Here is a 24,917-nt window from a genome sequence, read left to right as displayed (position 1 = left end):
GACGTGACGTTACTCAAGTGACGGGTGTGACGCCGGAGTCAACTTCTGCCACAGGTATTCCTGCATTTGCAACGCGGGATCGTGGGACGAGCGCCACCGGCGCTCGTCCGCCCAGCGGCAGGGCCTCAGCCGTGGTCGCGGATGAACTGCTCGAGCAACTCGCGCGCCACCGGGTCGGGATACTGCTTCGCCGGGCTCTTCATGAAGTACGCGGATGCCGCCTCCACCGGACCGCCGAGCCCAGCATCCAGGGCGATCTTGGCGGCGCGGATGGCGTCGATCACGACCCCTGCGGAGTTAGGCGAGTCCCACACCTCGAGCTTGTACTCGAGTGAGGTGGGAGCATTTCCGAAGCCGTGGCCCTCAAGCCGAACGAAGGCGAGCTTGCGATCATCCAGCCACGGGATGTGGTCGCTCGGCCCGATGTGCACGTCGTGCGAGTTGAGCTGGGCATCGATATTGCTGGTCACGGACTGGGTCTTGGAAATCTTCTTCGACTCGAGGCGGCGGCGTTCGAGCATATTCTTGAAATCCATGTTTCCACCGACATTGAGTTGGTAGGTGCGGTCGAGTACGAGGCCGCGCTCTTCAAACAACCGGGCGAGCACGCGGTGAGTGATGGTCGCTCCGAGCTGGCTTTTGATGTCGTCTCCGACAATCGGAAGTCCTGCATCGGTGAACTTTTTTGCCCATACCGGATCGCTCGCAATGAAGACCGGCAGCGCATTGACAAAGGCGATGCCCGCGTCCAGTGCGGCCTGGGCGTAGAACTTCGCACCGTGCTCCGATCCCACGGGCAGGTAGCAGACCAGCACCTCTGCGCCGGAGTCGCGCAGTGCTTGGGCGACGTCCACTTCGGGAGCCGGTGACTCCTCGACCAGCTCGCGGTAATACTCGCCAAGGCCGTCGAGGGTCGGTCCGCGCTGCACGAGCACGCCGGATGTCGCCACGTCGGTGAACCGCAGGGTGTTGTTCTGGCTCGCCCAGATGGCATCCGCCAGGTCGAGACCCACCTTCGCGGCATCCACGTCGAAAGCCGCGACGAAGGAGATATCGCTGATGGCGTATCCGCCGAATCGTGTGTGCATGAGGCCAGGGACCACCTGGGACTCGTCAGCATTCGCGTAGAACGTGACCCCCTGCACGAGGGAGTTGGCGCAGTTTCCGACACCGGCAATGGCAACTTTCAGGGACATGCGTGTAGAGCTCCTTGATTGATAGTGATGCGACTGACTACACTAGGCAGGTTGTCTGCGAGCGATTCGCATACGGACAACGATGCCAAAACCCTCCTGTCACAGATCGTCTGTGGCCGTTCTAGTCCAAAGGAGGTGGGTTAGTTATGCATCAGTACGAACTAATGGTAATTCTCGATCCAGAGATCGATGAGCGCACCGTGGCTCCGAGCCTTGATAAGTTCCTTAACGTCATCCGCAATGACGGTGGTTCGATCGACAAGGTCGACGTCTGGGGACGTCGTCGACTGGCGTACGAGATCAACAAAAAGACCGAAGGCATCTACGCCGTCGTCGCCCTTACAGCGAACCCCGACGCGACCGTCGAGCTCGACCGCCAGCTGAAGCTCAGCGAAGCGGTCATGCGCACCAAGGTGCTCCGCGCCGAGGAAGCCATCGCACAGGTCGCCGAGGCTGCGCAGCTCTCAGCAGAGAAGGCCGCCCGCAAGGCAGCCGCCCCGGCGAAGGCCGGCGCTGCTGCAGGGACCGCAACGAAGGCAGCGGATGTCGCAGCGGCGCCTGCAACGACCGCAACGCCTGCAGCTCCCGCTGCAGCCGAAGCGCCCGTTGCCGAAGCCGCCGAGACCACGGCGGGCGACTGACCCATGGCTGGCGAAACCGTAATCACCGTGGTGGGCAACCTCACGAGCGACCCGGAACTGCGGTACACGCAAAACGGGTTGGCGGTTGCCAACTTCACCATCGCATCCACTCCGCGCACCCTTGATCGGGGAAGCAACGAGTGGAAAGACGGCGAAGCACTCTTTCTTCGTGCGAGCGTCTGGCGCGAGTATGCCGAGCAGGTTGCCGGATCCCTCACCAAGGGCTCTCGCGTGATCGCAATCGGTCGGCTCAAGCAGCGCTCCTTCGAGACAAAAGAGGGCGAGAAGCGCACCAGCATCGAGCTCGAGATTGACGAGATCGGTCCGAGCCTTCGGTACGCGACCGCGCAGGTCACCCGCACCTCCCGAGAGGGTGGCGCTGGCGGCAATGGAGGCGGCGCACCCCGCGTCAACCAGAGCGCTAATGAGCCGTGGGCGGCATCCGCTCCGGCTTCGGCCTCTTCGGGAAGTGCTGCAGGCGGCGACGTCTGGAACACCCCCGGTAGTTACAACGATGAGACGCCCTTCTAGGCCGATCTCCTCCCGGTCGCTGAGCGACCTACTCGATCACCAATCCTCAGAAAGAAGTACAAACCATGGCTGGAAAGAGCAGCGGCGATCGCCGTAAGCCCCTCCGCACTCTCAAGGGCGGCAAGACCGTCGCCCCGGCGAAGTCCATTCGCGTCGGTGTCATCGACTACAAGGACGTCGCAACCCTCCGTAAGTTCATTTCGGAGCGCGGAAAGATCCGTGCCCGTCGTATTACCGGTGTTTCGGTGCAGGAACAGCGTCTCATCGCCCGTGCGGTTAAAAACGCGCGCGAGATGGCGCTTCTCCCTTATGCCGGCTCGGGCCGTTAGGAGTCGCGAACATGTCTAAATTGATTCTCACGCACGAGGTCACCGGCCTCGGTGCCCCCGGAGACGTCATCGACGTCAAGACCGGCTACGGCCGCAACTTCCTCATCCCCCAGGGCTTCGCAGTTGCGTGGACCCGGGGCGGGGAGAAGCAGGTCGAGTCGATCAAGGCCGCCCGCGTCGCTCGCGAGCACGCCACGATCGAAGAAGCCCAGGACCTCAAGGCGAAGCTCGAGGCCACCACCGTCAAGCTGACCGTCAAGGCTGGCGAGGGTGGACGCCTGTTCGGCTCGGTGAAGACGACGGATGTTGCCGAAGCCGTAGCGGCTGCTGGCCTCGGTGCCGTCGACAAGCGCAAGATCGAGATCTCCTCCCCGATCAAGGCCACGGGCCAGCACGAGGCAACGGTGCGACTGCGTGACGACCTCGTCGCCACGATCACCCTCACGGTGATCGCCGCAAAGTAGTACTCCCACAACACGGTAGCATCGCTGTCCCGGAGGGGGTAGCAGAAGACATTTGCCTTCTGCTACCCCCTCTTTGCGTGTCAATTCACTGACCAATTACGGGCTGTGACCGGCTCCGTTGTACACAACCACTCGTCCGGTGTTCCCAACCCTCAACCGGCACTCTAAACATGTTTTTACACATAGCATGAAGTTTGATAAACCGCAGGTCAGATCATGAATATTGGCTAAAATCCGATAGTTATCCCCAGTAAATTCCACAGGTTGTTCACACGACGCGCGGCGTTTCACCCGATCTACTAACACTTTTATCCACAGGCTGACCGTGCGGTCACCGACGCGGGCTTGCCGACCTTGGAGTGCATCCCTAGTGTGTAGCAGTGCGTCGCGAGCAATCGAGTGACGCAACGGCTCCCGGGGGTGGATGTCGGATGCTTTCGGTAGAACTGAAAGCACACAGAGCGAGAAGAAAGAGTGGCGCGAACGATGTCGATAGCCCGTCTGGGTCTTGCGCCAAACCAGGGCGACGGAACACTTCGTGATTCAGGACCGCGCGATTCCGGACTGCGCGAATCAGGCCAGCGCGGTTCCGACCGCACCCCGCCCTACGACCTCCTCGCCGAGCAGAGCGCCATCGGCGGCATGCTGCTGAGCAAGGATGCGGTGGCCGACGTCATCGAGTCTGTGCGGGCGGTCGACTTCTACATGCCAAAGCACGAGATCATCTTCGACGCGATCCTCTCGCTTTACGCCCACGGTGAGCCGACCGACGTGATCGCGGTCACCGATGAACTCACGAAGACCGGCGAGCTGGTTCGTGCCGGTGGCGCGGAATACCTGCACACTCTCACCGGTATCGTTCCAACAGCAGCGAACGCGGGGTTCTATTCCACGATCGTCGCCGAGAAGGCGGTGCTTCGCCGACTGGTCGAGGCTGGTACCCGCATCGTGCAGATGGGATACGCGAGCGAGGGTGAGGTCGTCGACCTGGTCAACAACGCCCAGGCCGAGATCTATGGCGTGATGGGCGGGGTTGAGGCCGAAGACTTCGTTCCGCTCACCGTTGCGGTCACCACCGCGATCGACGAGATCGAGGCGGCCCGCGGTCGCGACGGCTCAATGACCGGCGTGCCCACCGGCTTCGCCGAACTCGACGAACTCACCAACGGACTGCACGGCGGTCAGCTCATCATCGTCGCGGCCCGACCGGCGCTCGGTAAGTCGACGCTCGCGCTGGACTTCGCGCGCGCCGCATCCATCAAGCACGACATGCCCTCGATCTTCTTCTCGCTGGAAATGGGGCGCTCGGAGATCGCGATGCGCCTACTCTCCGCCGAGGCCGCCGTGCCGCTGCAGAGCATGCGCAAGGGCACGCTGCACACCGAGGACTGGACGAAAATCGCGTCGACCCGCGGGCAGATCAATGATGCGCCGCTCTATATCGATGACAGTCCCAATATGACCCTGGTAGAGATCCGCGCCAAGTGCCGTCGTCTCAAGCAGAAAGTCGGCCTCAAGATGGTGATCATCGACTACCTGCAGCTCATGACCTCTGGCAAGAAGGTCGAGTCCCGGCAGCAGGAGGTGAGCGAATTCTCGCGCGCGCTCAAGCTGCTTGCGAAAGAACTGCAGGTTCCCGTGATCGCCCTGTCCCAGCTCAACCGTGGTCCCGAGCAGCGCTCCGACAAGATGCCGGCGCTCTCCGACCTTCGCGAATCCGGATCGCTTGAGCAGGATGCGGACATGGTGATCCTCCTGCACCGCGACAGTGCCTACGAGAAGGAGAGCACTCGCCCCGGCGAGGCCGACCTCATTGTGGCCAAGCACCGTAATGGGCCAACCAAAACGATCACTGTAGCTTTCCAGGGACACTTTTCGCGTTTTCAGGACATGGCTCCTGCCTGAGATTTGTCAATAGGAGGCCTCATGGTCATCGGCGCGTCCTGCACGGTGGACAACCGGAGTCATGCGACCGCTGGTGCTCAAACACTTGGCACAGTGTTACGGCCTGCTCGAGAGCCCGCTCGCGTAGCCGCGGTGAGTACCGCAGGCGTCGCAGACCGACGTCCCGCGTGCGCTGCAAGGGGCGGAATTTGTCGGTACGCAGTAGGTTCGATGGTCCGGTGTTCAGCTGGGCGCTCCTCCTTTGTAGCAGTGTGCGGGGAGCGAAGGAGCCGATTGTTTTATCAGGGAATCAGCGCGGCGGTGAAATTATCAGCGCTTGTCGCCGGGATGCCGGTCGTCGCGGTCCAGTCCGACGTTGGCCATTACACACTCTCCAGGGTCGCCGCCTCAATCAGGATGCCGCGCGAGAGGAACGCGGACGGTACTTGATCCTGGTCTACGGGGATGTCATAGTCGCTCGTAGGAGGCGCCCAGGGATCCTTCGGATCGCCAGATCTGGTGCGGATCCACTCGGGGGCCGGCTCGCCCAGAGCGAGCGATGATCGTTGCTGTGATGGTGGTCACCGCTGCCTTTAGCCGGCCTACGAATGCATCCCTGCGGAACGGTGTGTGTTCGGGTAGCTCGGTGCTCATCCACCGCCCGCACAGCGCGTGGAGGAAATCGGCTGGGAGGAAGTCCCGGGTGAAACACTCGGCGAAGGCTTGCCAGAACGTGAAGATCATCTCGTTGGTGTTGGTCAGCTGGTAACCGTAGCGCTGCTTTTGGCAGACGCCGACGACGATCCAAGCGCGCAGGGATAGTCGACCATTAGTGACTGGCCACCGGATCAGCACGTAGCTCGATGACACAGTCATTTCAGTTCACCGATCGCGATGCGGAGGGTTTGTTCGGTGTTGTGCACGCCTGACGCTTACTTCTTGGGTGTGTACTGCGGTGACGGTTTTCAGTCAATGTTGACGCCGTTGCTGACTCACTTGGGAAGGTGACCGCGACAACTTCCGCTACCTTTCAAGGTGCGGTCAAGCCTTCCAGCGGCGTGTCACTCGGGGAACCTCCAGCAGTACTTCCTCGGCGCGAATCATGTCCTTTCACCCGAAAAAAAGCCGCAAGGAAAAGACTTACAGACGGTTCAGTAAGTCAGCTCTCCGACTTGGGCACCAATCGAATAGTGTTCTCGAATGCGATGGGGCAATCCTTGACGGTGGGTTTGGTGGGCATACGCGATGCTCGCGGTTGTCGCCGTGGTCCTCATCGCCGCCTGCGCGACGCTCAGGGAAACTATCGATGAGCCTTGGGCAAAGCCCCTCAGCGATGTGTTGCAGATCTCGACGATCTTCATCGGCGGGATGGGATCATTGGCCATCCAAAAGCGGCGCCGACGCCTCCTCGCACCCAAGGACGATTGAGATGAGAGGGCACTGATTCTCGCTGGCGCTGCGACCCCAGGGGACCGTCGCAACTTCGCCTGGCGAATACGCTTTGCGTGTCGGCAAACACAGCGATAAGGACCGAAGTGGCGAAACTCGGGCCGCAGCTCGCCAACGACGACGGGACCAACGCCGTAAAGCCATCGTGCTGGAGATCCCCCGGTGGTGGCCCCGTCCAATCCGATTTCTATGGCTTTATGGCGTGCGGCCAGTTGCTGGACTGATCGTAACCGTCATAAATGGTTTCTGACTTTTTAGCTCGTCAGCGATTGCTCAAGATCTGCGAGCCTCATCGACGAGGACAGAATACGTTTCAGCATCGCCTGTAAGCGGAACAATCACTGGAAATAGTCTTCCGTGGATTCCGCTAGGGATGCTCGTGCTTCACAAATGCCTTGGGTGGTCTGATGACTTTGCTTCGTGCGTCTGTGGGGGCCGCGGCACTGGTCGCGGTCAAATCCGGTGGGGACGTTCGGTGCCGGCGTCGGTGTCGCGTTCCCCCAGCAGCGCGTCGACGAGCGATTCGCCAACGAACTCGCCGTACCGTTCGGCACGCCAACCGCGGGTAAGGACCAAGAGGCCGTAGAGCTCGGGCGAGCTGTAAGCCCACATGATCTCGGCTGCCTCCTCGACCGAGAGACCCGGGCGCAACTGAGTCTTGCTTGCGAGGATTTGAGCCACGTGGGTCATCCGGGCCAGACGTGCCGCGTCGAAGTCGGCACGCAATTGAGCCATCGCTGGATCGGCCTCGGCCGCGGTCGACAGCAGCAGGAGCAGCGGTGCGATCCGAGGTGCGACCTCTGTGGTGAGCGTGCCAAGTCCGCGCAGCATCCTTCGCGGGTCGGCCTCGGAGGCCTGCATCGCGTCGGAGCGACGTTCGGCTTGGATAGGGCCTTCACCCCTGAGGGCGTCCTCGCAGATCGCACGCAGGAGCCCTGCCTTTCCTCCGAAGGACTTGTAGATCGTGTCGGCTGTCGCGCCAGAATCAGCGGCGATCGTCGCGATCGTCGTCGCGGTGAAGCCGGCGTCCAGGAATCGTTGCCGCGCGGCGGCGACGATTGCTTCGCGGTTGAGGCGCGCCTGTTCGCGCCGGCGGCTGGCGTCATAGCGGCGGGGCTTGACAGTATCCAATATCGACTCCATTGTTATAGAATCAATCTAGTCTACTGGAACAGATAAGATCATCAACTCGCACGGTTTCATGAAAGATATAGCCGCGCCGGTGTTGGTCTTGGATCGGAGGCGTCATGTCTTTGCTGGGAAATGAAACAGATCCGAGCGCGGTGGTTCAGCGGTTGCGGGCCGTGACCAACTCGCACGATTTAGACGCGATCGTCGCCTGCTTCGCTTCCGACTATCGAAATGAAACACCGGCACATCCGGCGCGCAGTTTCGTCGGTAATAAACAGGTGCGACGTAACTGGACGCAGATCCTGGCGGCGATACCTGACATCTCGACTGAGATTCTCGCCTCGGCCGTGTCGGGCACCATGGTGTGGACCGAGTGGGAGCACCGCGGCACCCGGCGGGACGGCACCGCGCATCTGATGCGAGGGGTGATTGTTTTCGGTATCGCTGGTGGGCTGATCGTTTCGGCCCGTTTCTTTCTTGAGCCGGTCGAGGAGGCCAGCGGAGACGTCAAGGCTGCAGTGCAGCGTCAGGTCGGCACAGGGACGGCATCATGATCTCCCGGGTGCTGATCGCGGGAGGCACCGGACGATTGGGCACGCTCGTCGTCAACGCCCTTGCTGCTCGCGGGGTTGAGGTGCGAGTGATGACGCGTGATCCGAAGCGCGCCGCACATTTGGCCGGCGAACGAATTGAGGTAGTAACCGGTGATGTCCGCGATCCGGTCGGCACCATGACCGCTGCCGAAGGCGTCGATACCGTGGTGTCGGCAGTGCACGGCTTCGCGGGACCGGGAGGCGTTTCGCCGACGACAGTCGACCGGGACGGCAACACGCACCTGATCAAAGCCGCCCAAGCGGCAGGCGCCGAGCTGGTACTTATGTCGATCGTGGGTGCCGCACCGGACAGCCCTTTCGAATTGTTTCGGATGAAGTACGCGGCCGAGACCTCCTTGGCTGCCAGTGCGGTTCCCTCTACTGTCGTGCGAAGCACGGCTTTTCTCGAGTTGTGGATCGACCTTCTCGCTAACACGGCTGGGCGATCGAACCGTCCGCTGGTTTTCGGTCGCGGACAGAACCCGATCAACTTCGTCTCGGTCCGTGACGTCGCCGCACTGGTGGAGCGCGTCGCACTGGATCAGACAACTCGCGGCCAGACGCTGGAGATCGGCGGACCGGAGAACCTCACGTTCGACGAATTGGCGCGCATGGTGATCGCGCTCCGCGGCGGCTCAGACGGTCCCCGGCATATCCCGCGCGCCGCTCTCCAGGCCATGGTCGCCACAGTCGGACGGCTGCGCCCCGAACTGGGCAGACAAGCGCGAGCCGCACTCGTGATGGACCAATCCGACATGACATTTCCTCCCGGCGTCAATGGCACCCGCGCCCGCTTCCCCGACCTGCCCTGCACCTCGCCCGCGGAAGCCCTTCGCAATTTCCACGCGGCCGATGGACGGGCTGACCGAATCTGAGGGCGATCAGGCAACCCGCCCTGTCCGCATCAGGGACGGTCGACGCGACAGATGATGGGGCAGTCCTACTCTGCGCCGAGTGCGCCGGTGAGGTGTCGCTGGGGAACCTCCTTGCGGTTCCGTAGTGCGCTCCGCGGACGTTCGTTGCGGCGTTTGAAAGCAAGTCCTCGGGTGGCAATGACACGGGGGCCGTGGATTCCCCTGTCTTCCATTCTGCCAGGATGGCGTTGATTAGCGACAGCGAAGAGGTATTGGCATGGATCACGACGTCCGACTCATCGGTTACGGAATTCGGCTCGACCCGTTGCGAATCGATCATGCGGAGGCGCTTAGCGCCCTGACGGATGATGGCATGTGGGCTGGCATGACATCCGCTCGCCCTCGAGATGCCGGCGAATACTCGGCGCATATTGCGGCCCAAGTGCGGGAAGCAGATGCGCTTGCGTTCGCCGTTGTGGACGATACCGACGGCAAGGTTCTTGGAACGACGAGCTTGTACGACCTATCCGTGGGGCAGAAACGGGCCGAGATCGGGAGCACCTGGTATGGCAGAGATTACTGGGGAGGTCGCACCAATCCCGCAGCGAAGTGGTTACTGCTCAGTTATTCGTTCGACACGCTGGATTTATATCGTGTCGGCTTGCGTTGCGATGCCAGGAACGCGCGCAGTGCGGCGGCGATCCAGCGTCTCGGTGGGGTACCGGAAGCGGTCCTACGCTCCCACAGGGTTGCTGCTGACGGCAGCAGGGGCGACACCGCGTACTTCTCAATACTTCGACCGGAGTGGTCCGATGTACGAGCCGGCCTCCAAGCGAGGCTCACCAGCTAATACATGCTCACACTTGCTACCGAGTCCGCTTCGCAAGGGGACCTTCAACAAGACACTGCACAACAGCTCTCAGCCTCAGCGAGTCTTACGAGGCGTGGCCCCTCCTCTTGGATCGACCTGAAGACGACTTGGACAGCCGTTCGATCTACGAGGTGATCGAGACGTACTTGACTGACCTCATGCGGGATGACGGAGGTATTGACGCGTGCTTCCCGGGAGGACAAATCCAAAAACCACCCACAGATAGAGCAGGAGAACGTTTTTGCGTCGCTACAGCGGCGGCAAAATGAGTGCGCGTATTTTTACCGCCGTTCAGCGGGCTTCAACGAGGCGTGCAGCAATCTCGATCGCGCGTTCTTCGCTTGCGACGTCGATGATGTCGTACCCGCTTATCCATTCGGTGGTTTCCGCGAATGGTCCATCGGTTATCGAAAGACCGCCGTTAGAGTGAACCACTTTCGCGCCAGGGACTGTTAGCTCGTGCGTCTCGATCAACTCACCGGTGGTTGAGAGCTCGCCGATAACGGCGCCGTGGGCGGCTTCGAACTCAGCGAGGGCTTCGTTTCGGATCGCAAGGTCGCTGGCTGCATTGGTGTGGATCAAAATCAGCTACTCGCATAGCAACTCCATCAGTGATGCGTTCCCTACAGCTACGTAAAGCGAAAGACTAAGAGGGCACCGTGTTGTGGCGCGGTGTCCTGAAGCGCTCATCCGGTACGTCGAATTCACACAACGACAAGCGAAGGATCGACTTATGGAATACATGCTGTTCATCTGCACAGACTCGACGGCGCCGACAACCGAACCGTCCGCCCACTCCATCGAAGAATGGGTAGCCGAAACCACTGAGGGGGGCACCAGACGTCACGGCGACCGTCTGCGCCCAGCTAACGATGCGACGACGGTGAAGATGGGGGGCGGGCAGCTCAGCGTCACTGCTGCACCGTTCGCTGAAACTACGGAGTGGATCGCGGGATATGACGTGATCGAGTGCGGCGACCTCGACGCGGCGATTGAGATCGCGGCGAGGCATCCGATGGCCCAGCTCGGTCAGATCGAGATCCGGCCGATGTGGCCGATCGAGTAGCGGATGCCATCGCGCGCGCTTCGGCGGGTTGCCGTCGAAACGTACGAACCGGTCGAGCCCGATCCGGACGCTCACGGAGATATCGATGATCGTCTCCGTCTCATTTTCACCTGCTGCCACCCCGCACTTTCGATGGATGATCGCGTTGCCCTGACGCTGCGCACGGTAGCGGGCCTCACACCCGCGCAGATCGCGCGTGCCCTTCTCGTGACCGAGCCAGCGATGGACAAAAGACTCGTGCGTGCCAGGGCAAAGATTAAGCACGCCGGCATCCCCTACCGTGTGCCACCGCCCCACCTCATGCCGGAACGGCGCGACGGTGTGGTTCTTGCGCTCCTTGCCCTGATGTTGCTGCAGCATGCGCGTACCGCAGCTCGCACCGACGCTGTCGGAGATGTCGTCACCCTCGAAGAGCAAGACAGATCGTTGTGGGACCGGGATGCCATCATCGAGGTCCTCACGATCCTTCGGTCGCTGGTACCGCGCGCAGGCCGGTATGGGCTGCAGGCCAGCATTGCCGCCTGCCACCTCGAGGCTTCGGATGCTGCACGCACTAACTTCGCGCGCATCGCCGAACTGTACGACGTTCTCGCCGTCATCGATCCCTCCCCGGTAGTGGAGCTCAGTCGCGCGGTCGCGGTGGCCATGTCCCAAGGACCAGAAGTCGGCCTACGCCTTATCGACGCGCTCGTCACCTCTCGGGGCATAGACGACTACTACTACCTACTCCCGGCGATACGCGCCGACCTGCTGCGCAGAATGGGTCGAAGGATCGAAGCAGTAATCGAATATGAGAAAGCACTTCAACTGGCCCCATCAGAGGCCGAGAAACGCTACCTGGGCAAACGCCTGGCAGAAACGAGACGCTGATGCGCATCACCCTGACGGACGGGCGAACGCTGGACGTTCACGACAGCACCAACGGAGTTCACGCTCCCCTAACCGTCGTCTGGCACCACGGCTCGCCACAAACCGGAGCTGCCCTCGAACCGCATCTGCGAGCCGCTGCGCTGCGCGGCATCCGCTGGATCTCGTACGCACGACCAAGTTACGGAGGCTCGTCAGCTCAACCCGGTCGCACCGTCACCAACGCTGCAGCCGACGTCGAGCAACTCATCAACGCGATGGGTATCGAGCAGATCGCGGTCATGGGCGCTTCGGGAGGCGGGCCACACGCCCTGGCCTGCGCAGCGATCCTGGGTAACAGGGTGTGGGCCGCCGCAACGTTCGCGAGTCTCGCGCCCTTCACGACAGACTTCAACTGGTTCGCCGGAATGGCAGGCGGTGGGCCGTCCCTGCGTGCGGCGCAAACCGGAGAGGATGCCCGCGTAATCTTCGAACGAACTTCCTCCTTCGATGAAGACAGTTTCAATTCGCGTGACTACGCCGCTCTGAAATCGGAGTGGACCTCACTCAACGCAGACGCCGGGGCCGCGATGACAGCTGGCCCCGAGGGGCTGATCGCTGACGACCTTGCCTTCGTGAAACCATGGGGCGTTGATCTGTCAGGCGTCCGGATACCCGTGCTCCTCGCACACGGTGGCGATGACCGCATCATCCCTCCTTCCCACGCCCAGTGGCTCCTCGAAAATCTTCCCGACGCCGAACTCTGGACCCGGCCACGAGACGGCCACGTCGCAATCCTGAACGCAAGCATTTTGGCTATGGACTGGTTGCGGCAACGGGCACAAATGGACTGAGATGCCCCCTTGCGCCTTTCAATTCGACCCAACCAAAATTTTGCAGACATTCGAAGGTGAATGAGAGCACGACTGATTTCGTCGGTAACCGAGGATTCCAGATTGGCAATCGACTGCGGGCGACTAACCGCTCGTAAGTCGGACGGTGAGCGGAACATCGAGGCCCGGAATCGGTTTGCGGGTGGGGGCTCTTGTCAGCTGGGACTGAGGATCAGATAGCGGTCATCGTCCACTGTCCTGCCCCACAGCTGCGTGTTCTCAGTCAGATGCTGCAGCTCTGCCTCGGCTCGGTGTCGCAGCACCAGGGAGCGGCATTCGCTCGCCCTCAACCCAGCACCGGTCGACCATCGGCCTTCAATGAGGATCAAGCGACCATTGGGGGCGAGCAAATTCAGCCAGCGTTGCAAGACGGCGTCTGGATCTTCGAACACCCACAAGACATGTCGAGCCAGAACGACGTCGAAGGATGCCGGTGCAAACGGTGGGACGGCCGCATCACCCTGCCCAAAGTCAATGCTGACACCCGCTTCCTGCGCTTTTGAACGGGCCACCCGAATCATGTTGCCGGAAATGTCGAGACCTGAAACCGTATTGCCCTGTTCGGCGAGAAGAACAGCAAGGCTTCCGGTTCCGCAACCGAGATCGGCAATCCGCGCAGGCTGCTCCGGAAGCAGCGGCGCCAAAAGCGCCTGCCACGCGGCACGCACCTGGGGGTCCCGAAGGCCGTGATCGGCTTCTTCATCGAAGTCGTTCGCATAGCCATCCCACAGCTGTTCAGCATCCGAAATCATGCCGTCATTATTCCACCGGCCATCGACCCACAAGCCGGACAGCAAGCGTGGCAGTTCTCGGGCCACATGGCCCAACTACCGACCGTGCCAACGATGTGTCACAGGGGGCCCCTTGCGGGGCGTCAACGGAGTGAGCGTGAAGTCGCCACCGTCGATTGTGCGGCGGACGGTGAGAAGTGAAGTGCGTCGACTTCAGCTGTAGTCGGCGCTGACTGTGCGGGCGATGCCGTCGAGCCGGATCGTGTTTCCGTGCGGGACGATCCACTGCGGTCTGGTGTGTCCGAATGGCACTCCGACACAGATCACAGCGTCGGGGTTGTATCGGGCGACTTGCTCGATGATGGTGTCGCGTTGAACTGCCCGCAGTCGAGCGCGTTCGTTCGCTATCGGGACGGCTGAATTTATTTCGCTGACGGGTGGCCGGGCGACGAGAACACCGGCGACGGCTTCGAGAACTCCTCGCTCGCCCAGGGCACGCACCCAACGCTTCACTGCGTCGGTATTGGGGAGTTCCTCGCTCGTTTCGAGGAGGAGAATCGCTCCGTCCAGGTCGGTCACGTCGGGCATCCGGTTTGCGAGAGCGATCTGATCAATGACTTCGATGCATCCGCCCCAGGTCGGGCCTTCGGCCACCGTGTTTGCGCCCGCCCACGCCCACGGTTCGGTCGGTTCACGAATACCGAATTCGTTGAGAGCGCGGCGATCCGTCCACGGGATTCCGAAGTCTTCGGACTCGCCCGGATCGGTGAGGTCGATAACGCCTCCGTCAAGCAGCGCCGCGCGCAGTGAAGCCAGATGCACGTCATCGAGGTGCGGGCCTGGTCCGAGGTGGACTTGAGCTGAGCCACCGTAGTAGCTGGGCACTCCGAGGTTCCAGAGGAGGTTGTGCAGGTTTGTGTTGTCACTGTATCCGAGGAACGGTTTTGGGTTTGAGGCAAGAATGTCGGTGTCGATGTGTGGGATGACGGTGATCTGATCATCACCTCCGATCGTTGCCAGAACCGCGCGAATACTCGGATCAGCGAACGCCGCCTCAATATCGGCAGCTCGTGCCTTGGCGCTCGCACCGAGCTGCCGTGTCGTTGGATACTCAACCGGCACCAGCCCAGTAGTTTCTGTGAGGCGTCGCATCGCCTGCTCGTGAACAGCCTCAGACACCGCTGGAGCCGCAAACGCCGGGGATAGGATCGCGACTCGATCGCCGGCAGTGGCCTTGGGGACGTGAGTGAATGTGCGCAGTGTCATCCAGTCATTGAATCAAAGGATCGGCGTTCCACCCAAATACAGATCGCCCGCAAACGGAATGTCATTCGGATACTCCGCCGTCGCTCGTAACTGTGCGCGTGAGAGTCACGCTGCCGCTAAAGGCTGCGCACCATTATTAGTTCTCGCCTGCCATCCGGCAGCACGTCGCCTGGTTCCGGCGACGCAGTGAACCCGTTGCGCTCGTAAGTGAGTCGGGCAGCATCGTTGTTCGACATCACGGACAGGGTGAGAGTTCGTGCGCCTTCTCTCGCCGCCCAGTGAGCTACGGCCGTGATGAGCGTGGTCGCGACGCCATGCCCCCGGGCTGCCGGGTCGACCCACAGGGAAATGATTTGGGCGCGACCGCAGTCTAGTAGATCGGGAGTACCAGTGACCATGCCGACCGGTGCGTTGGTCTCGGTCTCAATAGCAACAAGATCGACCGCTCCCGGAATTGTCAGACGCTCACGCCAGCGGTCCTCCGCTGCGTCGGTCCAGTCCTTCAACCGCGAGCCGAAGGCATCCGGCGCTTCAGCCAGGGCGGCGAGCCTCACCGAGCGCCACAACTGCCAATCGTCGGGAGACAGAATCCGTAGTTCGATCTTCATCCCCTCAACGGTACTGACCTACCGCCGAGCGTGCCGCATAGCTGTCTTTGTTGCAGGCATCGCGGCCGCAATCACGGTCGGTCCACTCTTGAGATTGATCGATCCAGACAGGGCGCAGACTGGCGGCATGGATTCCCAGACGATTGCGGCGTACGACGCCGATGCCGCCAGTTACGCCGATGAGTGGGAGCAGGAGCAGGACGCCCCGACAGATTTATATGCGCTGCTATCGGAGCACTTCACGCCAGGCCCCACTGCAGATGTGGGGTGCGGCAGCGGTCGCGACAGCGCATGGCTCTCAATGCACGGCTTCCCGACCACGGGATTCGATGCGTCGCAGGGACTCTTGGCCCAGGCGCGCAGGCGCCATCCCGAGGTGAATTTCGAATGCCGACTGTTGCCGGGACTCGACGAAGTCATGAACGCATCGTTCACAAACGTGCTGTGCGAGACGGTCATCATGCACCTACCCGATGCTGAAGTCGGGCCCTCCGTCGCCCGAATGCTCAGCCTCCTTATCCCCACGGGAACGCTCTTTCTGAGTTGGCGTGTCACCCAGGGATCCGATCGGCGAGACGATGCGGGCAGGCTGTACGTCGCGTTTGATGGTTCGGCCGTCATGACGGCCCTCGCTGGGGCGGAAGTGCTGCTGGATGAGGAAGTGGTCAGCGCGTCCTCAGGCAAGGTCGTGCACCGAGTAATCGCGCGGGTCAGTGGAACGGTCTGATACTCCCCGACGACTGGCAACCGCAACGCCATGCAGAGGACGAAGGCCCGACTGCTCACGCGCCAGATTGACGGTCTAGCCACCAAACAGCCGAGTTCACCAACCAGGTGTCACTCGGGTACCTTCAACGGGCCCGATGCGTCCGACTCTTGAGCTCGAGTCAGAGCGGAACCTGCACCTGGCGTTGAAATAGAGGTTGAAAGATCCCGTCTAGACGGGTGCGAGCGGAAGCGAGATGCCCTTCGGAACCTCCACTCGAATCTCGTCGCCGGCATAGACGGTTCCTCCGGCGATGACGACGGCCATGACGCCGCCCTTACGTTCCACGGTGCCATCTTCCGTGCGTCCGAGGACTTCTCGGAGAAGTCCGGACTCGAACCCATTGATCTGCTGGCACGGGTTACGAAGCCCCGTGACGCGGACAACTGCGTCACTACCAAGATGAAGCAAGGTGTCCGTGGGCAGCGCGAGCAGGTCAAGACCGCGCGTCGTCACGTTTTCACCCATTTGACCTGCTTCAACCTGATATCCAGCGGACTCCAACTCATCGAACAGTTCGGCATGGATGAGATGCACCTGCCGAAGGTTTGGCTGAGTCGGGTCGCGCGCAACCCGCGAACGGTGCTGAACAGTCACGCCTGCATGCGCATCACCCTCAATGCCCCATCCTTCGATCAGAACGATCTCATCAACAACAGGCTTGCTAAATAGATGCTGGGAATCCCGGCTCACGGCTATCACCGACGCAGACAGGTTACTGGAGGCCATAGAACGATTCTCACTCACCTTCACCAAACCAATGTCTCTACAGCGTGGCGACGAACAAAGGATGTCCTGTGCTGAAACGCAAAACGCTATCCTCAACGCGCCGCCCGCGCGGGAACCTCTGCAGGCCAGTCGAAATGCGGACCGGCCGATCGGCGTCCGAGGTAGGAGCTGCCTGTGCGGTCGTGTACGAGGTGACCGGGGTCGCCAGGAATAGTCGTCCCAAGCTCGATTGTGAGGAGGGGCGCTCGTCAGCCCTCGGGTTTGATGAGGCAGAACGGATGCCCAGCCGGGTCAAGATAGTTCCTGAACGTCGGCGAATCTGACCCCGTCTTCGTTGCACCCAACGCCAAGACAGCGGCCTCGGCGATATCAAAGTCATCGGTCTTGACGTCGATATGCATCAGCTGGGGCAGGTCCTGACTCGGCCACCGCGGAGGGTTGTAGTCGTCCACGCGCTGAAATGCGAGAAGCGGGCGGGGGCTACCGGGTGGGACAAGTTCCGTCCGGTCGTGATCACAGCCGACGATCTCCGCTCCGAGAAGCTCGGAGTAGAAGCGGGCTAGCGCACGAGGGTCAGGACGATCGATGATGATCGACTCGAAGCTTCCAATCATCGGATCATGCTGAGACCACGCTTGGCGTTGCGCCACCCTCGCGCTACCTCATCAGAAACCCCGGCGGAGTACGTGCTGGAGGTCCTGAAAAACTTCTTGCCTCTTACCGCTGATAGTCGCGCGGAACTCGAGGTCAACATCGCGCTGATTGCGGAAAGTCCTGCACTGCCGCAACTTGTTTGCATCAGAAATCGCGCTTACGAAGAACTTGGGAACGCCTGCCTCCGACTGACCGAAAAGTTGGCCTGCAGGCCCAGCGACCCCGAACTGATAGAACGGGCGCGCCATTTGCGCGCCGTCCTCGATGGCCTTGCCATTCACCTACTCATGGAACCACTGGCCAACGACAGCGCCTGGGCAACCGTCATTCTCGAGAAAGAGCTTGCGCGCATTGTCGGAAACTGCTGACCAGTACCTAGTGCGGAGTCGCCTGCGATCGGTGCATGCGGCCGGGTAATCCGCGGATCCGTGCGGGGTTCCTCAAGAGAGGTCTTCCGGGCACAGTGCAGGCTACGATCCGCTCATCATTTCAGTCCAGGGCGTATTCCAGCGAGAGGATCGAACTCGGACCCATCATCATCTACTGCAGTGCTCATGTTGTCAGCCTGCCATTTCTCTGTAACAAACTGAAAGGCAGACTCCATTCCGGACGATGACGACATGCGCGCGGTGCACGTTCAGGGACGCACTCGACCGCAAATGCTTCCGTGGCTGCGTGCCGCGCGAACTGTGTCACTGAGGAATGAAAACGGACGGTATTCTCGGCCGAGGATTTTCTCGATTCCCCTGCCAGACTTGGGCGATGATCACCGAACACGCGCTTCTGCCGGTACTTCCCGGGAGGGAGGAGGACTTCGAAGCCGCATTTCGCGAAGCGCGTCCGCTTATCGCCTCAGCGCCAGGCTTCCAAGAGCTATCGCTATCGCGCTCGATCGAGTCGCGCAACACCTATCTACTGCTTGTTCGCTGGAACGCTCTCGAGGACCACACCGAGGGCTTTCGGCAATCAGAGAGCTACGCGGTCTGGCGCACACTCTTGCACCACTTCTACAGCCCGTTTCCCGTCGTGGAGCACTTTGAAACCATCAAGCTCTAGCCGCACCTTTACCGGGTTTCTCCATTGTCCGTCTCGGTGTATCGCCAGGTAAGGAAGTAGCAGCCGTAGTAGGTGGTGATGACCGCGAAACTGCAGCCCACAATGCCGCGCGCCACCACCGGTTCCAGCATCGCACTGGCAGTCAGCGCAACACCAAGCAGGCCAACGGCGACCCCGGCGATGCCCGCAATGAGGTGCACCACGCGATCGCCACGCCGAATGAAGATGAAGAAGTGGGCGCCCACGATCACGGCAACAAGGGGAACAACATACTGGGGCAGGTGCAATTGGAGCATCACAACCACCATCGCAACTATGGCCACAGTCTCGGCCACGACCGCGATCACGAATCGTGAATCTGAAGGTGCCGGTGCTTGGCTGGCTTGACGGGGCTGGATCCGGTCGGCCCGGGCGGACGCTCCAACTCGTGTACTTCGGATCAAGAAGTAAAGCGCCGCGACGATCAGCACACCCGCTGTGATCTGCAACGGCAGAACCCTACTGACTAACCCCAGTATCGACCAAGCGCCGGTGAATACGGCCATGGTGAGCAACCCAGATCGTCGGGCACGTATCGCGCCTGGGCTGCGAGGCACCTGGCGGTTCGGATCGAAGCACTGTTCATACAGTCAATCCTCGCCGGCACCAAGAATGCAGCGGCATCCCCTCTGTCATCATTGCGCCCTGACATAAGTCATGGGACAGCAATCACTGGTCTCTCAGCGCCCGCAGACCGGACGACAAGCGCGACAGATCCCTCCGGCCTGGCCGGCTATCCGAATGTTTGCGTCCTGGATCGGTGCGGTACCTTCTATCGAACTCTGAAATTTGGGGGCGGTACGGCGAAAGGGGACAGCGGTGTGAGCGTCCTCATTCACCCTGCGACGCAGGACCGGTGGGATGATGTCGTCGCCGCCTTCGGAAGCCGGGCATCAAACCCCGACTCGTGTTGGTGCCAGCGATTCTGCGCGCACACAACATCCAACAATCGGGTCGCACTCCAACACGAGGTCGAAACCGCCGCCATCCCGATCGGACTTCTCGCCTACGTCGATGGCAACCCTGCCGGGTGGACCCGTGTCGTACCCCGAAATACCCTCGCCGGTGTCCTCAACAACCGAGCTCTGCGCCGAGTCCTCGACGAGGACGACAGCGCCTGGTGGGTAGCCTGCTTCGCAGTCCGACCTGAGTATCGTGGCACTGGGGTCGGAACAACCTTGCTCACTGCCGCGGTGAAATATGCGCGCGAGAACGGCGCATCGGCGCTCGAGGGGCACCCGGTCGACGTCGACAAACTCCAATCATCGACGGCATCGGGTTCAGCGCTCTTTACTGGCACCTCGGCCATGTTCACAACGGTCGGGTTCCACGAGATCGGCCGCACATACCCGAGCCGACCGGTCATGCACATCGACCTCGCCACCATCATCCGGTAACTCAGTCACCGCCGAAGACGAGCAGATTCGCACCACTCCGACGCGCGTGAGGTCAGAAATCAATGATTCCGTGGGCGAACTTTTCTGGGGGCTCTGACACGGGCGGGTAACATTCGGCTGGCGGTACCTCACCGGCCGGCGTCGGAGCCTGGCCATTCGGTGTGGAGTAACGAGAAGACCTGCTTGTCGTACCGGCGCCCGTCGTAGACCCAGCTGCTGCGAAGAACCCCGTCGGAATGCATGCCGAGGCGGTGGGCGATGGCGATGCTTCTGTCATTGTCGGTTCGGCAGTGCCACTTGGCGCGAACCATACCTCGAGTCACAAAGGCCCAGTCGAGTAGGGCTGCACCCGATCGGGTGACTACCCCTCGTCCTTCGGCTCCGGGCTCGAGCCAGCAACCAACTTCGCAGATACCCCAGGCTGCGTCGAAAGTGACAAACATGACCCCGCCGACCAGACTCTCGCCATCCCAAATTCCGTACATTCGAGCACCGTCCGCCGCGCTCGCGTCCGCGTAGCGGCGGAGGGTAGCGCGGGCGCCATCAACAGTATCCGTGACGAACGTTGGCCCGACCCACGGTCGGATCTGCTCCCGAGCCCTCTCAAGATGAGCCGCGAACTCCACGGCATGCCACACCTCCAGAGGATGAAGCTCTACACCATCAGCTATCACCGTCGAAAACACATCACACCCCTCATCTGCACCAACTCAGCGATTAAGCCTGACAGCCGATCACCCTCATTACCCGCCAACGATGCGCAACCTATGTCATGTACCGTCCGAGGGAGGAGGCTGCGACATCGTGGGATGGTTGAGGCCAGGGGGAGTTTGCGCAGCTAATGGCGCAAAAGGTAGCGACGCAGAACGACGCCTCCGCTGAATCGCCGTTCTTCCACAAGCCCAAGTTCTGCGACATTCCATCCCTGCGGAAACATCCGCCGACCGTCATCCAGCACGAGCGGATTGACGAACAGTCGAACTTCATCGACGAGATTCGCACGGAAGAGATTGTGGCTGAGCGAGATGCTCCCGGTGAGCACAAAGTCCAGGCCATCTCGGGCGGCAAGTTCCTCTATCTCCTGGGTGAGGTGGTTACCGCCGCGAAGAATCGTTGTCCCATCCCATCCCAGCCCGGATCGTCGAGCGTCCTCGACACCACATATTTGGCAACCCGGTTGAGGTGGTCAGTGACTCCTGATCTTGTCATCGACCTTCTGGGTCCAGAACCCACGCATCTCCTTAATTGTCGTCCGCCCAACCAGAAAGCCGTCCGATGCTGCGGCGTGCTCAGCAGTAGTGGCTGCCAGCTCGCGTCCCTGCCGTGTGTCAGCCGTCGGATCGAACCACGAGCGCGTGTTGTCGACGACCCCGTCAAGCGTGATGTTCTGAGTCACAACGATGTGTCGCACTAGACCTCCGACGGGGGTAGACGCGAGCAGGTGGCGCCTGCGCCGAACCCACCCCTCTATGCCACCGGAAGCATTCACCCGCAAGCACCCACGGGACCGCGCCGACGGCGAACGACACACACACTGCCGCGAATGGTCGTCGTTCCGAGCATGACCGATTCGGGTCAGATGGGAAGGTCGATCGGGCAATGAGGTTATTTGTGTGGGTATTCCTCCCGGAGCTCTGTCAAATCAAACGACTACGCGTTCACCCTGATCGGATTCTCCTTCGGATACTCGAAGTCCTCCTCTGCACGGAATGCGAAGCCGACAGATCCGACGGGTTCCTCCTCAGAGTCGGCCCTGCTCGTAAACATGCGCGCCTCGCCTTCGTCCCAGAGGCGGAGGAACTTCGCGTGGCGTTTCACCAACTGCTCACGGGATTCCGGACCACCGAGAAACGATGTCATCCGGTTTGTGTCACTGCGTTCCAGTACCGGCAAATCATCAACAGTCCACGGCTGCAAAAAAACTTGATCCGCTACGGTTCGGCCCTCTGCGCCATCGCTAACATCGAAAGATTTCCTCACCCAGCCCAGAGGCCAGCTAACGAGTTACCCGCAGATCGAGGTACGAGGGTGCCGATGCGGTCACACATGGGAACGGCTTACGGGCGGTGCTGGTTGTCGAAACAGCGCTCAGGTGAGGCGGTGATCGAGGTGGATGGAAACGTCGTCGCCGTCGGTCTTGCCGATTCGCTTGCGGATTGCGGCGGCGATCGGGAGCTTGTGGGTCCCGTCGCCGAGAGCCATAAACGCTCCTCGGAATGGTTCACCGTCGACGGTTCCCTCGACCTTCACAATCCCCCGGGTATTGAATAACTCCGCCGAGTTGGGCAGTTGCACACAGGTCCAGGTGTCTCCCTCGCGGACTTTGCCGAGCACCGCCGTGAAGGTGATGTCGAGCGGGCTTGACTGGCTGTTCATAGTGATCTCCGTTTCAGAGGAAGAGGCCGACGGCCGGCAGAATCGCGAGGGACAGCCCGAGCAGGGCGCCGACCCGGGTGCCGTGCCAATTGGCCGCGACCATCAGTCCGGCGAGCAGACCCGCCGTGAGAAGGCTGCGCAGCACGACCGAGCCGATCTGCGCAGGCACGGGCACTCCCGGGCGGGGCCTGCTTTTCTGCGTGATCAATGTCGACACCGGCGGGAGGGCGTAAATGACCGCGCTGGCGATGAAAGAGGCAATGGTGGCGAGAACAATTCCGATGATGATCATGACGACCCTTTCAGTACCGGTCCGTACTGAAGTAACCCTATCCGATGTATTTAGTTCTGAAAAGTACTAAACTAATCTCATGGGTGAGGAGCAGAGGCGGCGCGGTCGGCCAGCGGGACTGACCGAGGGAGACCTCTTGGCGGTCGCGCGCGCACTGTTCCTTGAGTGCGGCTACGCGGCAACCACGATGGACGAGATCGCGGCGCGTGCGCGCATATCCAAGGCGTCCCTCTACCGCGAACACCCGTCGAAGGCTGCGCTCTTCTCTGCTGTCGTCAGTGATTGGGCCACGGCCGGTCGCGACGCGATGCGACCGGCGCTTGCGCAACTGGTGGCCGGCACAGACCTTAGTGCCGACCTTGTCGACCTGGCACGCACCATCCGGGCCGGGGTGCTCAGTCCAGAAATGCTGGGAATGCGACGACTGGTCACGAGCGAGGCCGCACGGCATCCTGCTATTGCCGCCCTCTACCTCGCTGAGAGCTGGGAGAGGAACATCGGTGCCCTAGCCGATGCGTTCCGAGCTCTCGACCGCCAAGGTCGTCTCAGGATTGTCGACGCACGGCTAGCAGCAGATCAATTCACCTGGCTGACCATCGGAGCGCCACTGAACGCCCAGCTACTCACTCCCATCGCGGGTTACGAGACTGCGCCGACCGCCGCATCGGCAGTCCAGCTATTCCTGTCCGGATACGCCGTACTTGGCGACGCTCCCTCACGCTGACTCCACGCCGCGCCGCCCGCCGACACGGGAACGTGCGCCCGCAAGCGGAACGGTCACCGCGATGGTCTCAGTCTCGGGTGCGGAGCGCGGCAGCGAGATCCGCGAGGATTTCGGCCGGGCGATTCAGGAGCATGGTGAGGTGGCCGTCATCGGGCAACAGCCGCGCACGGCATCCCGGTATGGCGTCGGCAAGCCAGCGACCGTGGGCTGGCGGCACCATGAGGTCCTGTTCTCCCTGCCAGAGGAAGACGGGCCCGGCCAGTCGAGCAAGATCGAAACCCCACGGACGCGTGAAGGCCAGATCGTCGTCACCCCAGCCGTCGACTCCATTCTCCAACGCAAGACAGAAGCTCTCATGCATATGTCTGGCGAAGTCCCCCGTCATCACCTTCTGGTCTGGCGGGCTCAGAACGCTCTGCAGGGACGCGAAGGTGCCCTGCTCTCCCGCCGCCAGGATTTCTGCCCGCCAGAGCACAAGCAACTTGCGCAATGGTTCTTCTCCCTCGAGCGCGGCGCCGAATTCGATTTCGTTGCCCTCTCCCATTCCGTCGAGGAAGTCGAGCCCTGTCGCGGCCCACGGACCGACACCGCTCACCACCGCGACGGCGACGCAGCGGTCGCCGGCGAGGGCCCCGCAGGCCAGCGCATGCGGCCCGCCACCGGAGCTACCCATGACCGCAAACCTCTCGTAGCCGAGCGAGTCGGCCACCGCCAGAACATCGGGCACCACGTCGGCGACCGTTCGGCCGGGCAGTCGGGTGGAGCCGGCGTAGCCGGGCCGCGCGAGCGAGGCGATTCGCAGCCCCGTTGCTGCTGCCGCCTCCTCCAGGGCACCACTGAGGCGATGGCCCTCGGGCGTACCGGGAAGATCGATCACCAAGGGCGCACCATCCTCGCCGGAAATGAAGACATCGAGGGTGCGGCCAACGGCCAGAGGGATCAGGTGTCGGGTCATTGCCATGGCGTCGAGAATGCCACACATCGTTGGGCTCTCGCTGCGCGGTGCCCCCTCACTCGCCCCGCATGCATTCGACTTTCGGATGATTGCGCCATCTGACCGATGCGCAGGCGGCCCTGTTGGCGCGGATCAGTGCGGCGACGACCAACCGTCGGCTGGCCGTTGAGCGGAGCAAGCTACCGTCCCTGGATCGGTCCCATACCAAGCCGGGGATCTTATTGAAGTCGCAGATTCCGATCCGCACCTGGGCGGACTGCGACGACGCGATCAACGCACTACCCGCGATTTGGTGGATTGGCCAGTATCCCAGCTCGCCACTTCAACCATCCCACCTCGGCACCCTCGGCACAGCCGGCACCCTCGGCACAGTCGGGATCGTATTGCTCGCTCTCAGTGTCGCCGGATTCCGCCGCCGAGACCTCAGGACAAGCTGAAAATAGCCAGCGTCCGAGAGCCAAGCACGATCGTCACAAGAGATATTTCTGTACCCGCCTCGCCAAAGATTTCGTCGCTCATGTGGGGCCAGGGAGCCCGGAAATCCGACGATACGCAACGATCACAGAAAACCGTCAC

33 protein-coding genes and 1 pseudogene are annotated in these 24,917 nt (G+C 61.6%); 18 read left to right on the top strand and 16 right to left on the bottom strand.

Annotated elements, in window-relative coordinates:
- Positions 1 to 125: 125 nt before the first annotated feature.
- Positions 126 to 1,196, bottom strand: a complete 1,071-nt coding sequence (locus RCH11_RS14085; protein ID WP_327057648.1) for an inositol-3-phosphate synthase — start codon at positions 1,194 to 1,196, stop codon at positions 126 to 128.
- A 146-nt stretch (positions 1,197 to 1,342) separates the two neighbouring features.
- On the opposite strand from RCH11_RS14085, the pseudogene rpsF reads away from it, so the two are divergent.
- The 5 genes and pseudogenes from rpsF to dnaB all read left to right on the top strand — a co-directional run.
- Positions 1,343 to 1,705 (top strand): annotated as a pseudogene (gene rpsF, locus RCH11_RS14080) (30S ribosomal protein S6); the annotation flags it as partial.
- A gap of 135 nt (positions 1,706 to 1,840) precedes the next feature.
- Positions 1,841 to 2,368, top strand: coding sequence for a single-stranded DNA-binding protein (locus RCH11_RS14075; protein WP_327057647.1), 528 nt, complete (start codon positions 1,841 to 1,843; stop codon positions 2,366 to 2,368).
- Between the two features lie 65 nt (positions 2,369 to 2,433).
- A complete protein-coding gene (gene rpsR / locus RCH11_RS14070; protein WP_327057646.1) occupies positions 2,434 to 2,697 on the top strand; it encodes a 30S ribosomal protein S18 in 264 nt (87 codons plus the stop codon).
- An 11-nt stretch (positions 2,698 to 2,708) separates the two neighbouring features.
- Positions 2,709 to 3,161 carry a 50S ribosomal protein L9 gene (gene rplI, locus RCH11_RS14065; protein WP_327057645.1) on the top strand — a complete coding sequence of 151 codons (453 nt, stop codon included), beginning with the start codon at positions 2,709 to 2,711 and terminating at the stop codon, positions 3,159 to 3,161.
- A 486-nt stretch (positions 3,162 to 3,647) separates the two neighbouring features.
- The gene (gene dnaB, locus RCH11_RS14060; RefSeq protein ID WP_327057644.1) at positions 3,648 to 5,066 is read left to right on the top strand and encodes a replicative DNA helicase; all 1,419 of its coding nucleotides are present in this window, start codon (positions 3,648 to 3,650) and stop codon (positions 5,064 to 5,066) included.
- A gap of 447 nt (positions 5,067 to 5,513) precedes the next feature.
- Here the strand turns inward: dnaB and RCH11_RS14055 are convergent, their stop codons facing one another.
- Positions 5,514 to 5,921, bottom strand: coding sequence for a hypothetical protein (locus RCH11_RS14055; protein ID WP_327057643.1), 408 nt, complete (start codon positions 5,919 to 5,921; stop codon positions 5,514 to 5,516).
- Positions 5,922 to 6,290: 369 nt separating this feature from the next.
- Here RCH11_RS14055 and RCH11_RS14050 point away from each other — a divergent pair, with 369 nt between their 5' ends.
- The gene (locus RCH11_RS14050) at positions 6,291 to 6,473 is read left to right on the top strand and encodes a hypothetical protein (protein ID WP_327057642.1); all 183 of its coding nucleotides are present in this window, start codon (positions 6,291 to 6,293) and stop codon (positions 6,471 to 6,473) included.
- 474 nt (positions 6,474 to 6,947) lie between these two features.
- Here RCH11_RS14050 and RCH11_RS14045 read toward each other — a convergent pair whose 3' ends face one another.
- Positions 6,948 to 7,637, bottom strand: a complete 690-nt coding sequence (locus RCH11_RS14045) for a TetR/AcrR family transcriptional regulator (RefSeq protein WP_327057641.1) — start codon at positions 7,635 to 7,637, stop codon at positions 6,948 to 6,950.
- A gap of 104 nt (positions 7,638 to 7,741) precedes the next feature.
- Here RCH11_RS14045 and RCH11_RS14040 point away from each other — a divergent pair, with 104 nt between their 5' ends.
- The 3 genes from RCH11_RS14040 (at position 7,742) to RCH11_RS14030 (ending at position 9,922) form a co-directional block, all read left to right on the top strand.
- Complete coding sequence (locus RCH11_RS14040; protein ID WP_327057640.1) at positions 7,742 to 8,179, top strand: nuclear transport factor 2 family protein; 438 nt, start codon at positions 7,742 to 7,744, stop codon at positions 8,177 to 8,179.
- Complete coding sequence (locus tag RCH11_RS14035; protein WP_327057639.1) at positions 8,176 to 9,093, top strand: SDR family oxidoreductase; 918 nt, start codon at positions 8,176 to 8,178, stop codon at positions 9,091 to 9,093. The genes RCH11_RS14040 and RCH11_RS14035 overlap by 4 nt, the downstream gene beginning before the upstream one ends.
- Positions 9,094 to 9,349: 256 nt before the next feature.
- Positions 9,350 to 9,922: a GNAT family N-acetyltransferase gene (locus tag RCH11_RS14030; protein ID WP_327057638.1), complete on the top strand. Its 573-nt coding sequence runs from the start codon at positions 9,350 to 9,352 to the stop codon at positions 9,920 to 9,922.
- Positions 9,923 to 10,234: 312 nt separating this feature from the next.
- On the opposite strand, the gene RCH11_RS14025 is transcribed toward RCH11_RS14030, so the two are convergent.
- On the bottom strand, positions 10,235 to 10,525 hold the full coding sequence (locus RCH11_RS14025; RefSeq protein WP_327057637.1) for a YciI family protein: 291 nt from the start codon (positions 10,523 to 10,525) through the stop codon (positions 10,235 to 10,237).
- A 151-nt stretch (positions 10,526 to 10,676) separates the two neighbouring features.
- On the opposite strand from RCH11_RS14025, the gene RCH11_RS14020 reads away from it, so the two are divergent.
- Genes RCH11_RS14020 through RCH11_RS14010 form a run of 3 tightly spaced genes read left to right on the top strand, consistent with a single transcriptional unit; the run spans position 10,677 to position 12,709 of the window.
- Positions 10,677 to 11,009, top strand: a complete 333-nt coding sequence (locus RCH11_RS14020; RefSeq protein WP_327057636.1) for a YciI family protein — start codon at positions 10,677 to 10,679, stop codon at positions 11,007 to 11,009.
- Positions 11,010 to 11,012: 3 nt separating this feature from the next.
- A complete protein-coding gene (locus RCH11_RS14015; RefSeq protein ID WP_327057635.1) occupies positions 11,013 to 11,879 on the top strand; it encodes an RNA polymerase sigma factor in 867 nt (288 codons plus the stop codon).
- Positions 11,879 to 12,709: an alpha/beta hydrolase gene (locus RCH11_RS14010; RefSeq protein WP_327057634.1), complete on the top strand. Its 831-nt coding sequence runs from the start codon at positions 11,879 to 11,881 to the stop codon at positions 12,707 to 12,709. Before RCH11_RS14015 ends, RCH11_RS14010 begins: the two co-directional genes overlap by 1 nt.
- Before the next feature lie 194 nt (positions 12,710 to 12,903).
- Here RCH11_RS14010 and RCH11_RS14005 read toward each other — a convergent pair whose 3' ends face one another.
- From RCH11_RS14005 to RCH11_RS13995, 3 genes are all read right to left on the bottom strand, one after another.
- Positions 12,904 to 13,500, bottom strand: a complete 597-nt coding sequence (locus RCH11_RS14005; RefSeq protein ID WP_327057633.1) for a class I SAM-dependent methyltransferase — start codon at positions 13,498 to 13,500, stop codon at positions 12,904 to 12,906.
- 192 nt (positions 13,501 to 13,692) lie between these two features.
- Positions 13,693 to 14,745, bottom strand: coding sequence for a S66 family peptidase (locus tag RCH11_RS14000; RefSeq protein ID WP_327057632.1), 1,053 nt, complete (start codon positions 14,743 to 14,745; stop codon positions 13,693 to 13,695).
- A 116-nt stretch (positions 14,746 to 14,861) separates the two neighbouring features.
- Positions 14,862 to 15,353, bottom strand: coding sequence for a GNAT family N-acetyltransferase (locus RCH11_RS13995; protein WP_327057631.1), 492 nt, complete (start codon positions 15,351 to 15,353; stop codon positions 14,862 to 14,864).
- 127 nt (positions 15,354 to 15,480) lie between these two features.
- On the opposite strand from RCH11_RS13995, the gene RCH11_RS13990 reads away from it, so the two are divergent.
- Complete coding sequence (locus RCH11_RS13990; protein ID WP_327057630.1) at positions 15,481 to 16,080, top strand: class I SAM-dependent methyltransferase; 600 nt, start codon at positions 15,481 to 15,483, stop codon at positions 16,078 to 16,080.
- A 210-nt stretch (positions 16,081 to 16,290) separates the two neighbouring features.
- On the opposite strand, the gene RCH11_RS13985 is transcribed toward RCH11_RS13990, so the two are convergent.
- Both RCH11_RS13985 and RCH11_RS13980 read right to left on the bottom strand, forming a co-directional pair.
- The gene (locus tag RCH11_RS13985; RefSeq protein WP_327057734.1) at positions 16,291 to 16,848 is read right to left on the bottom strand and encodes an MOSC domain-containing protein; all 558 of its coding nucleotides are present in this window, start codon (positions 16,846 to 16,848) and stop codon (positions 16,291 to 16,293) included.
- A 248-nt stretch (positions 16,849 to 17,096) separates the two neighbouring features.
- Entirely contained in the window at positions 17,097 to 17,462 is a 366-nt protein-coding gene (locus tag RCH11_RS13980) for a VOC family protein (RefSeq protein ID WP_327057629.1), read from the bottom strand.
- 6 nt (positions 17,463 to 17,468) lie between these two features.
- On the opposite strand from RCH11_RS13980, the gene RCH11_RS13975 reads away from it, so the two are divergent.
- Both RCH11_RS13975 and RCH11_RS13970 read left to right on the top strand, forming a co-directional pair.
- Entirely contained in the window at positions 17,469 to 17,870 is a 402-nt protein-coding gene (locus tag RCH11_RS13975) for a TetR family transcriptional regulator C-terminal domain-containing protein (protein WP_327057628.1), read from the top strand.
- Positions 17,871 to 18,264: 394 nt separating this feature from the next.
- On the top strand, positions 18,265 to 18,558 hold the full coding sequence (locus RCH11_RS13970) for an antibiotic biosynthesis monooxygenase family protein (protein WP_327057627.1): 294 nt from the start codon (positions 18,265 to 18,267) through the stop codon (positions 18,556 to 18,558).
- An 8-nt stretch (positions 18,559 to 18,566) separates the two neighbouring features.
- Here RCH11_RS13970 and RCH11_RS13965 read toward each other — a convergent pair whose 3' ends face one another.
- A complete protein-coding gene (locus tag RCH11_RS13965; RefSeq protein WP_327057626.1) occupies positions 18,567 to 18,905 on the bottom strand; it encodes a hypothetical protein in 339 nt (112 codons plus the stop codon).
- Between the two features lie 513 nt (positions 18,906 to 19,418).
- On the opposite strand from RCH11_RS13965, the gene RCH11_RS13960 reads away from it, so the two are divergent.
- The gene (locus tag RCH11_RS13960) at positions 19,419 to 19,994 is read left to right on the top strand and encodes a GNAT family N-acetyltransferase (protein WP_327057625.1); all 576 of its coding nucleotides are present in this window, start codon (positions 19,419 to 19,421) and stop codon (positions 19,992 to 19,994) included.
- A 128-nt stretch (positions 19,995 to 20,122) separates the two neighbouring features.
- Here the strand turns inward: RCH11_RS13960 and RCH11_RS13955 are convergent, their stop codons facing one another.
- The 5 genes from RCH11_RS13955 to RCH11_RS13935 form a co-directional block, all read right to left on the bottom strand.
- Entirely contained in the window at positions 20,123 to 20,668 is a 546-nt protein-coding gene (locus RCH11_RS13955; RefSeq protein ID WP_327057733.1) for a GNAT family N-acetyltransferase, read from the bottom strand.
- Positions 20,669 to 20,832: 164 nt separating this feature from the next.
- A complete protein-coding gene (locus RCH11_RS13950) occupies positions 20,833 to 21,105 on the bottom strand; it encodes a dihydrofolate reductase family protein (RefSeq protein WP_327057732.1) in 273 nt (90 codons plus the stop codon).
- Positions 21,106 to 21,644: 539 nt separating this feature from the next.
- Positions 21,645 to 21,854, bottom strand: coding sequence for a hypothetical protein (locus RCH11_RS13945; protein ID WP_327057624.1), 210 nt, complete (start codon positions 21,852 to 21,854; stop codon positions 21,645 to 21,647).
- A gap of 228 nt (positions 21,855 to 22,082) precedes the next feature.
- A complete protein-coding gene (locus RCH11_RS13940; protein ID WP_327057623.1) occupies positions 22,083 to 22,370 on the bottom strand; it encodes a DUF1905 domain-containing protein in 288 nt (95 codons plus the stop codon).
- A 13-nt stretch (positions 22,371 to 22,383) separates the two neighbouring features.
- Positions 22,384 to 22,662 carry a hypothetical protein gene (locus RCH11_RS13935; RefSeq protein WP_327057622.1) on the bottom strand — a complete coding sequence of 93 codons (279 nt, stop codon included), beginning with the start codon at positions 22,660 to 22,662 and terminating at the stop codon, positions 22,384 to 22,386.
- Between the two features lie 79 nt (positions 22,663 to 22,741).
- Between RCH11_RS13935 and RCH11_RS13930 the strand changes: the two genes are divergently transcribed.
- Entirely contained in the window at positions 22,742 to 23,386 is a 645-nt protein-coding gene (locus RCH11_RS13930) for a TetR/AcrR family transcriptional regulator (RefSeq protein WP_327057621.1), read from the top strand.
- Between the two features lie 67 nt (positions 23,387 to 23,453).
- On the opposite strand, the gene RCH11_RS13925 is transcribed toward RCH11_RS13930, so the two are convergent.
- Complete coding sequence (locus tag RCH11_RS13925; RefSeq protein WP_327057620.1) at positions 23,454 to 24,347, bottom strand: alpha/beta fold hydrolase; 894 nt, start codon at positions 24,345 to 24,347, stop codon at positions 23,454 to 23,456.
- A gap of 83 nt (positions 24,348 to 24,430) precedes the next feature.
- Here RCH11_RS13925 and RCH11_RS13920 point away from each other — a divergent pair, with 83 nt between their 5' ends.
- Positions 24,431 to 24,778, top strand: coding sequence for a hypothetical protein (locus tag RCH11_RS13920; protein ID WP_327057619.1), 348 nt, complete (start codon positions 24,431 to 24,433; stop codon positions 24,776 to 24,778).
- The last annotated feature ends 139 nt before the right edge of the window (positions 24,779 to 24,917 follow it).

The sequence above is a fragment of the Glaciihabitans sp. GrIS 2.15 genome, assembly GCF_035984695.1.
GTDB lineage: Bacteria > Actinomycetota > Actinomycetes > Actinomycetales > Microbacteriaceae > Lacisediminihabitans.
This window is presented reverse-complemented; position numbering and strand designations above follow the sequence as displayed.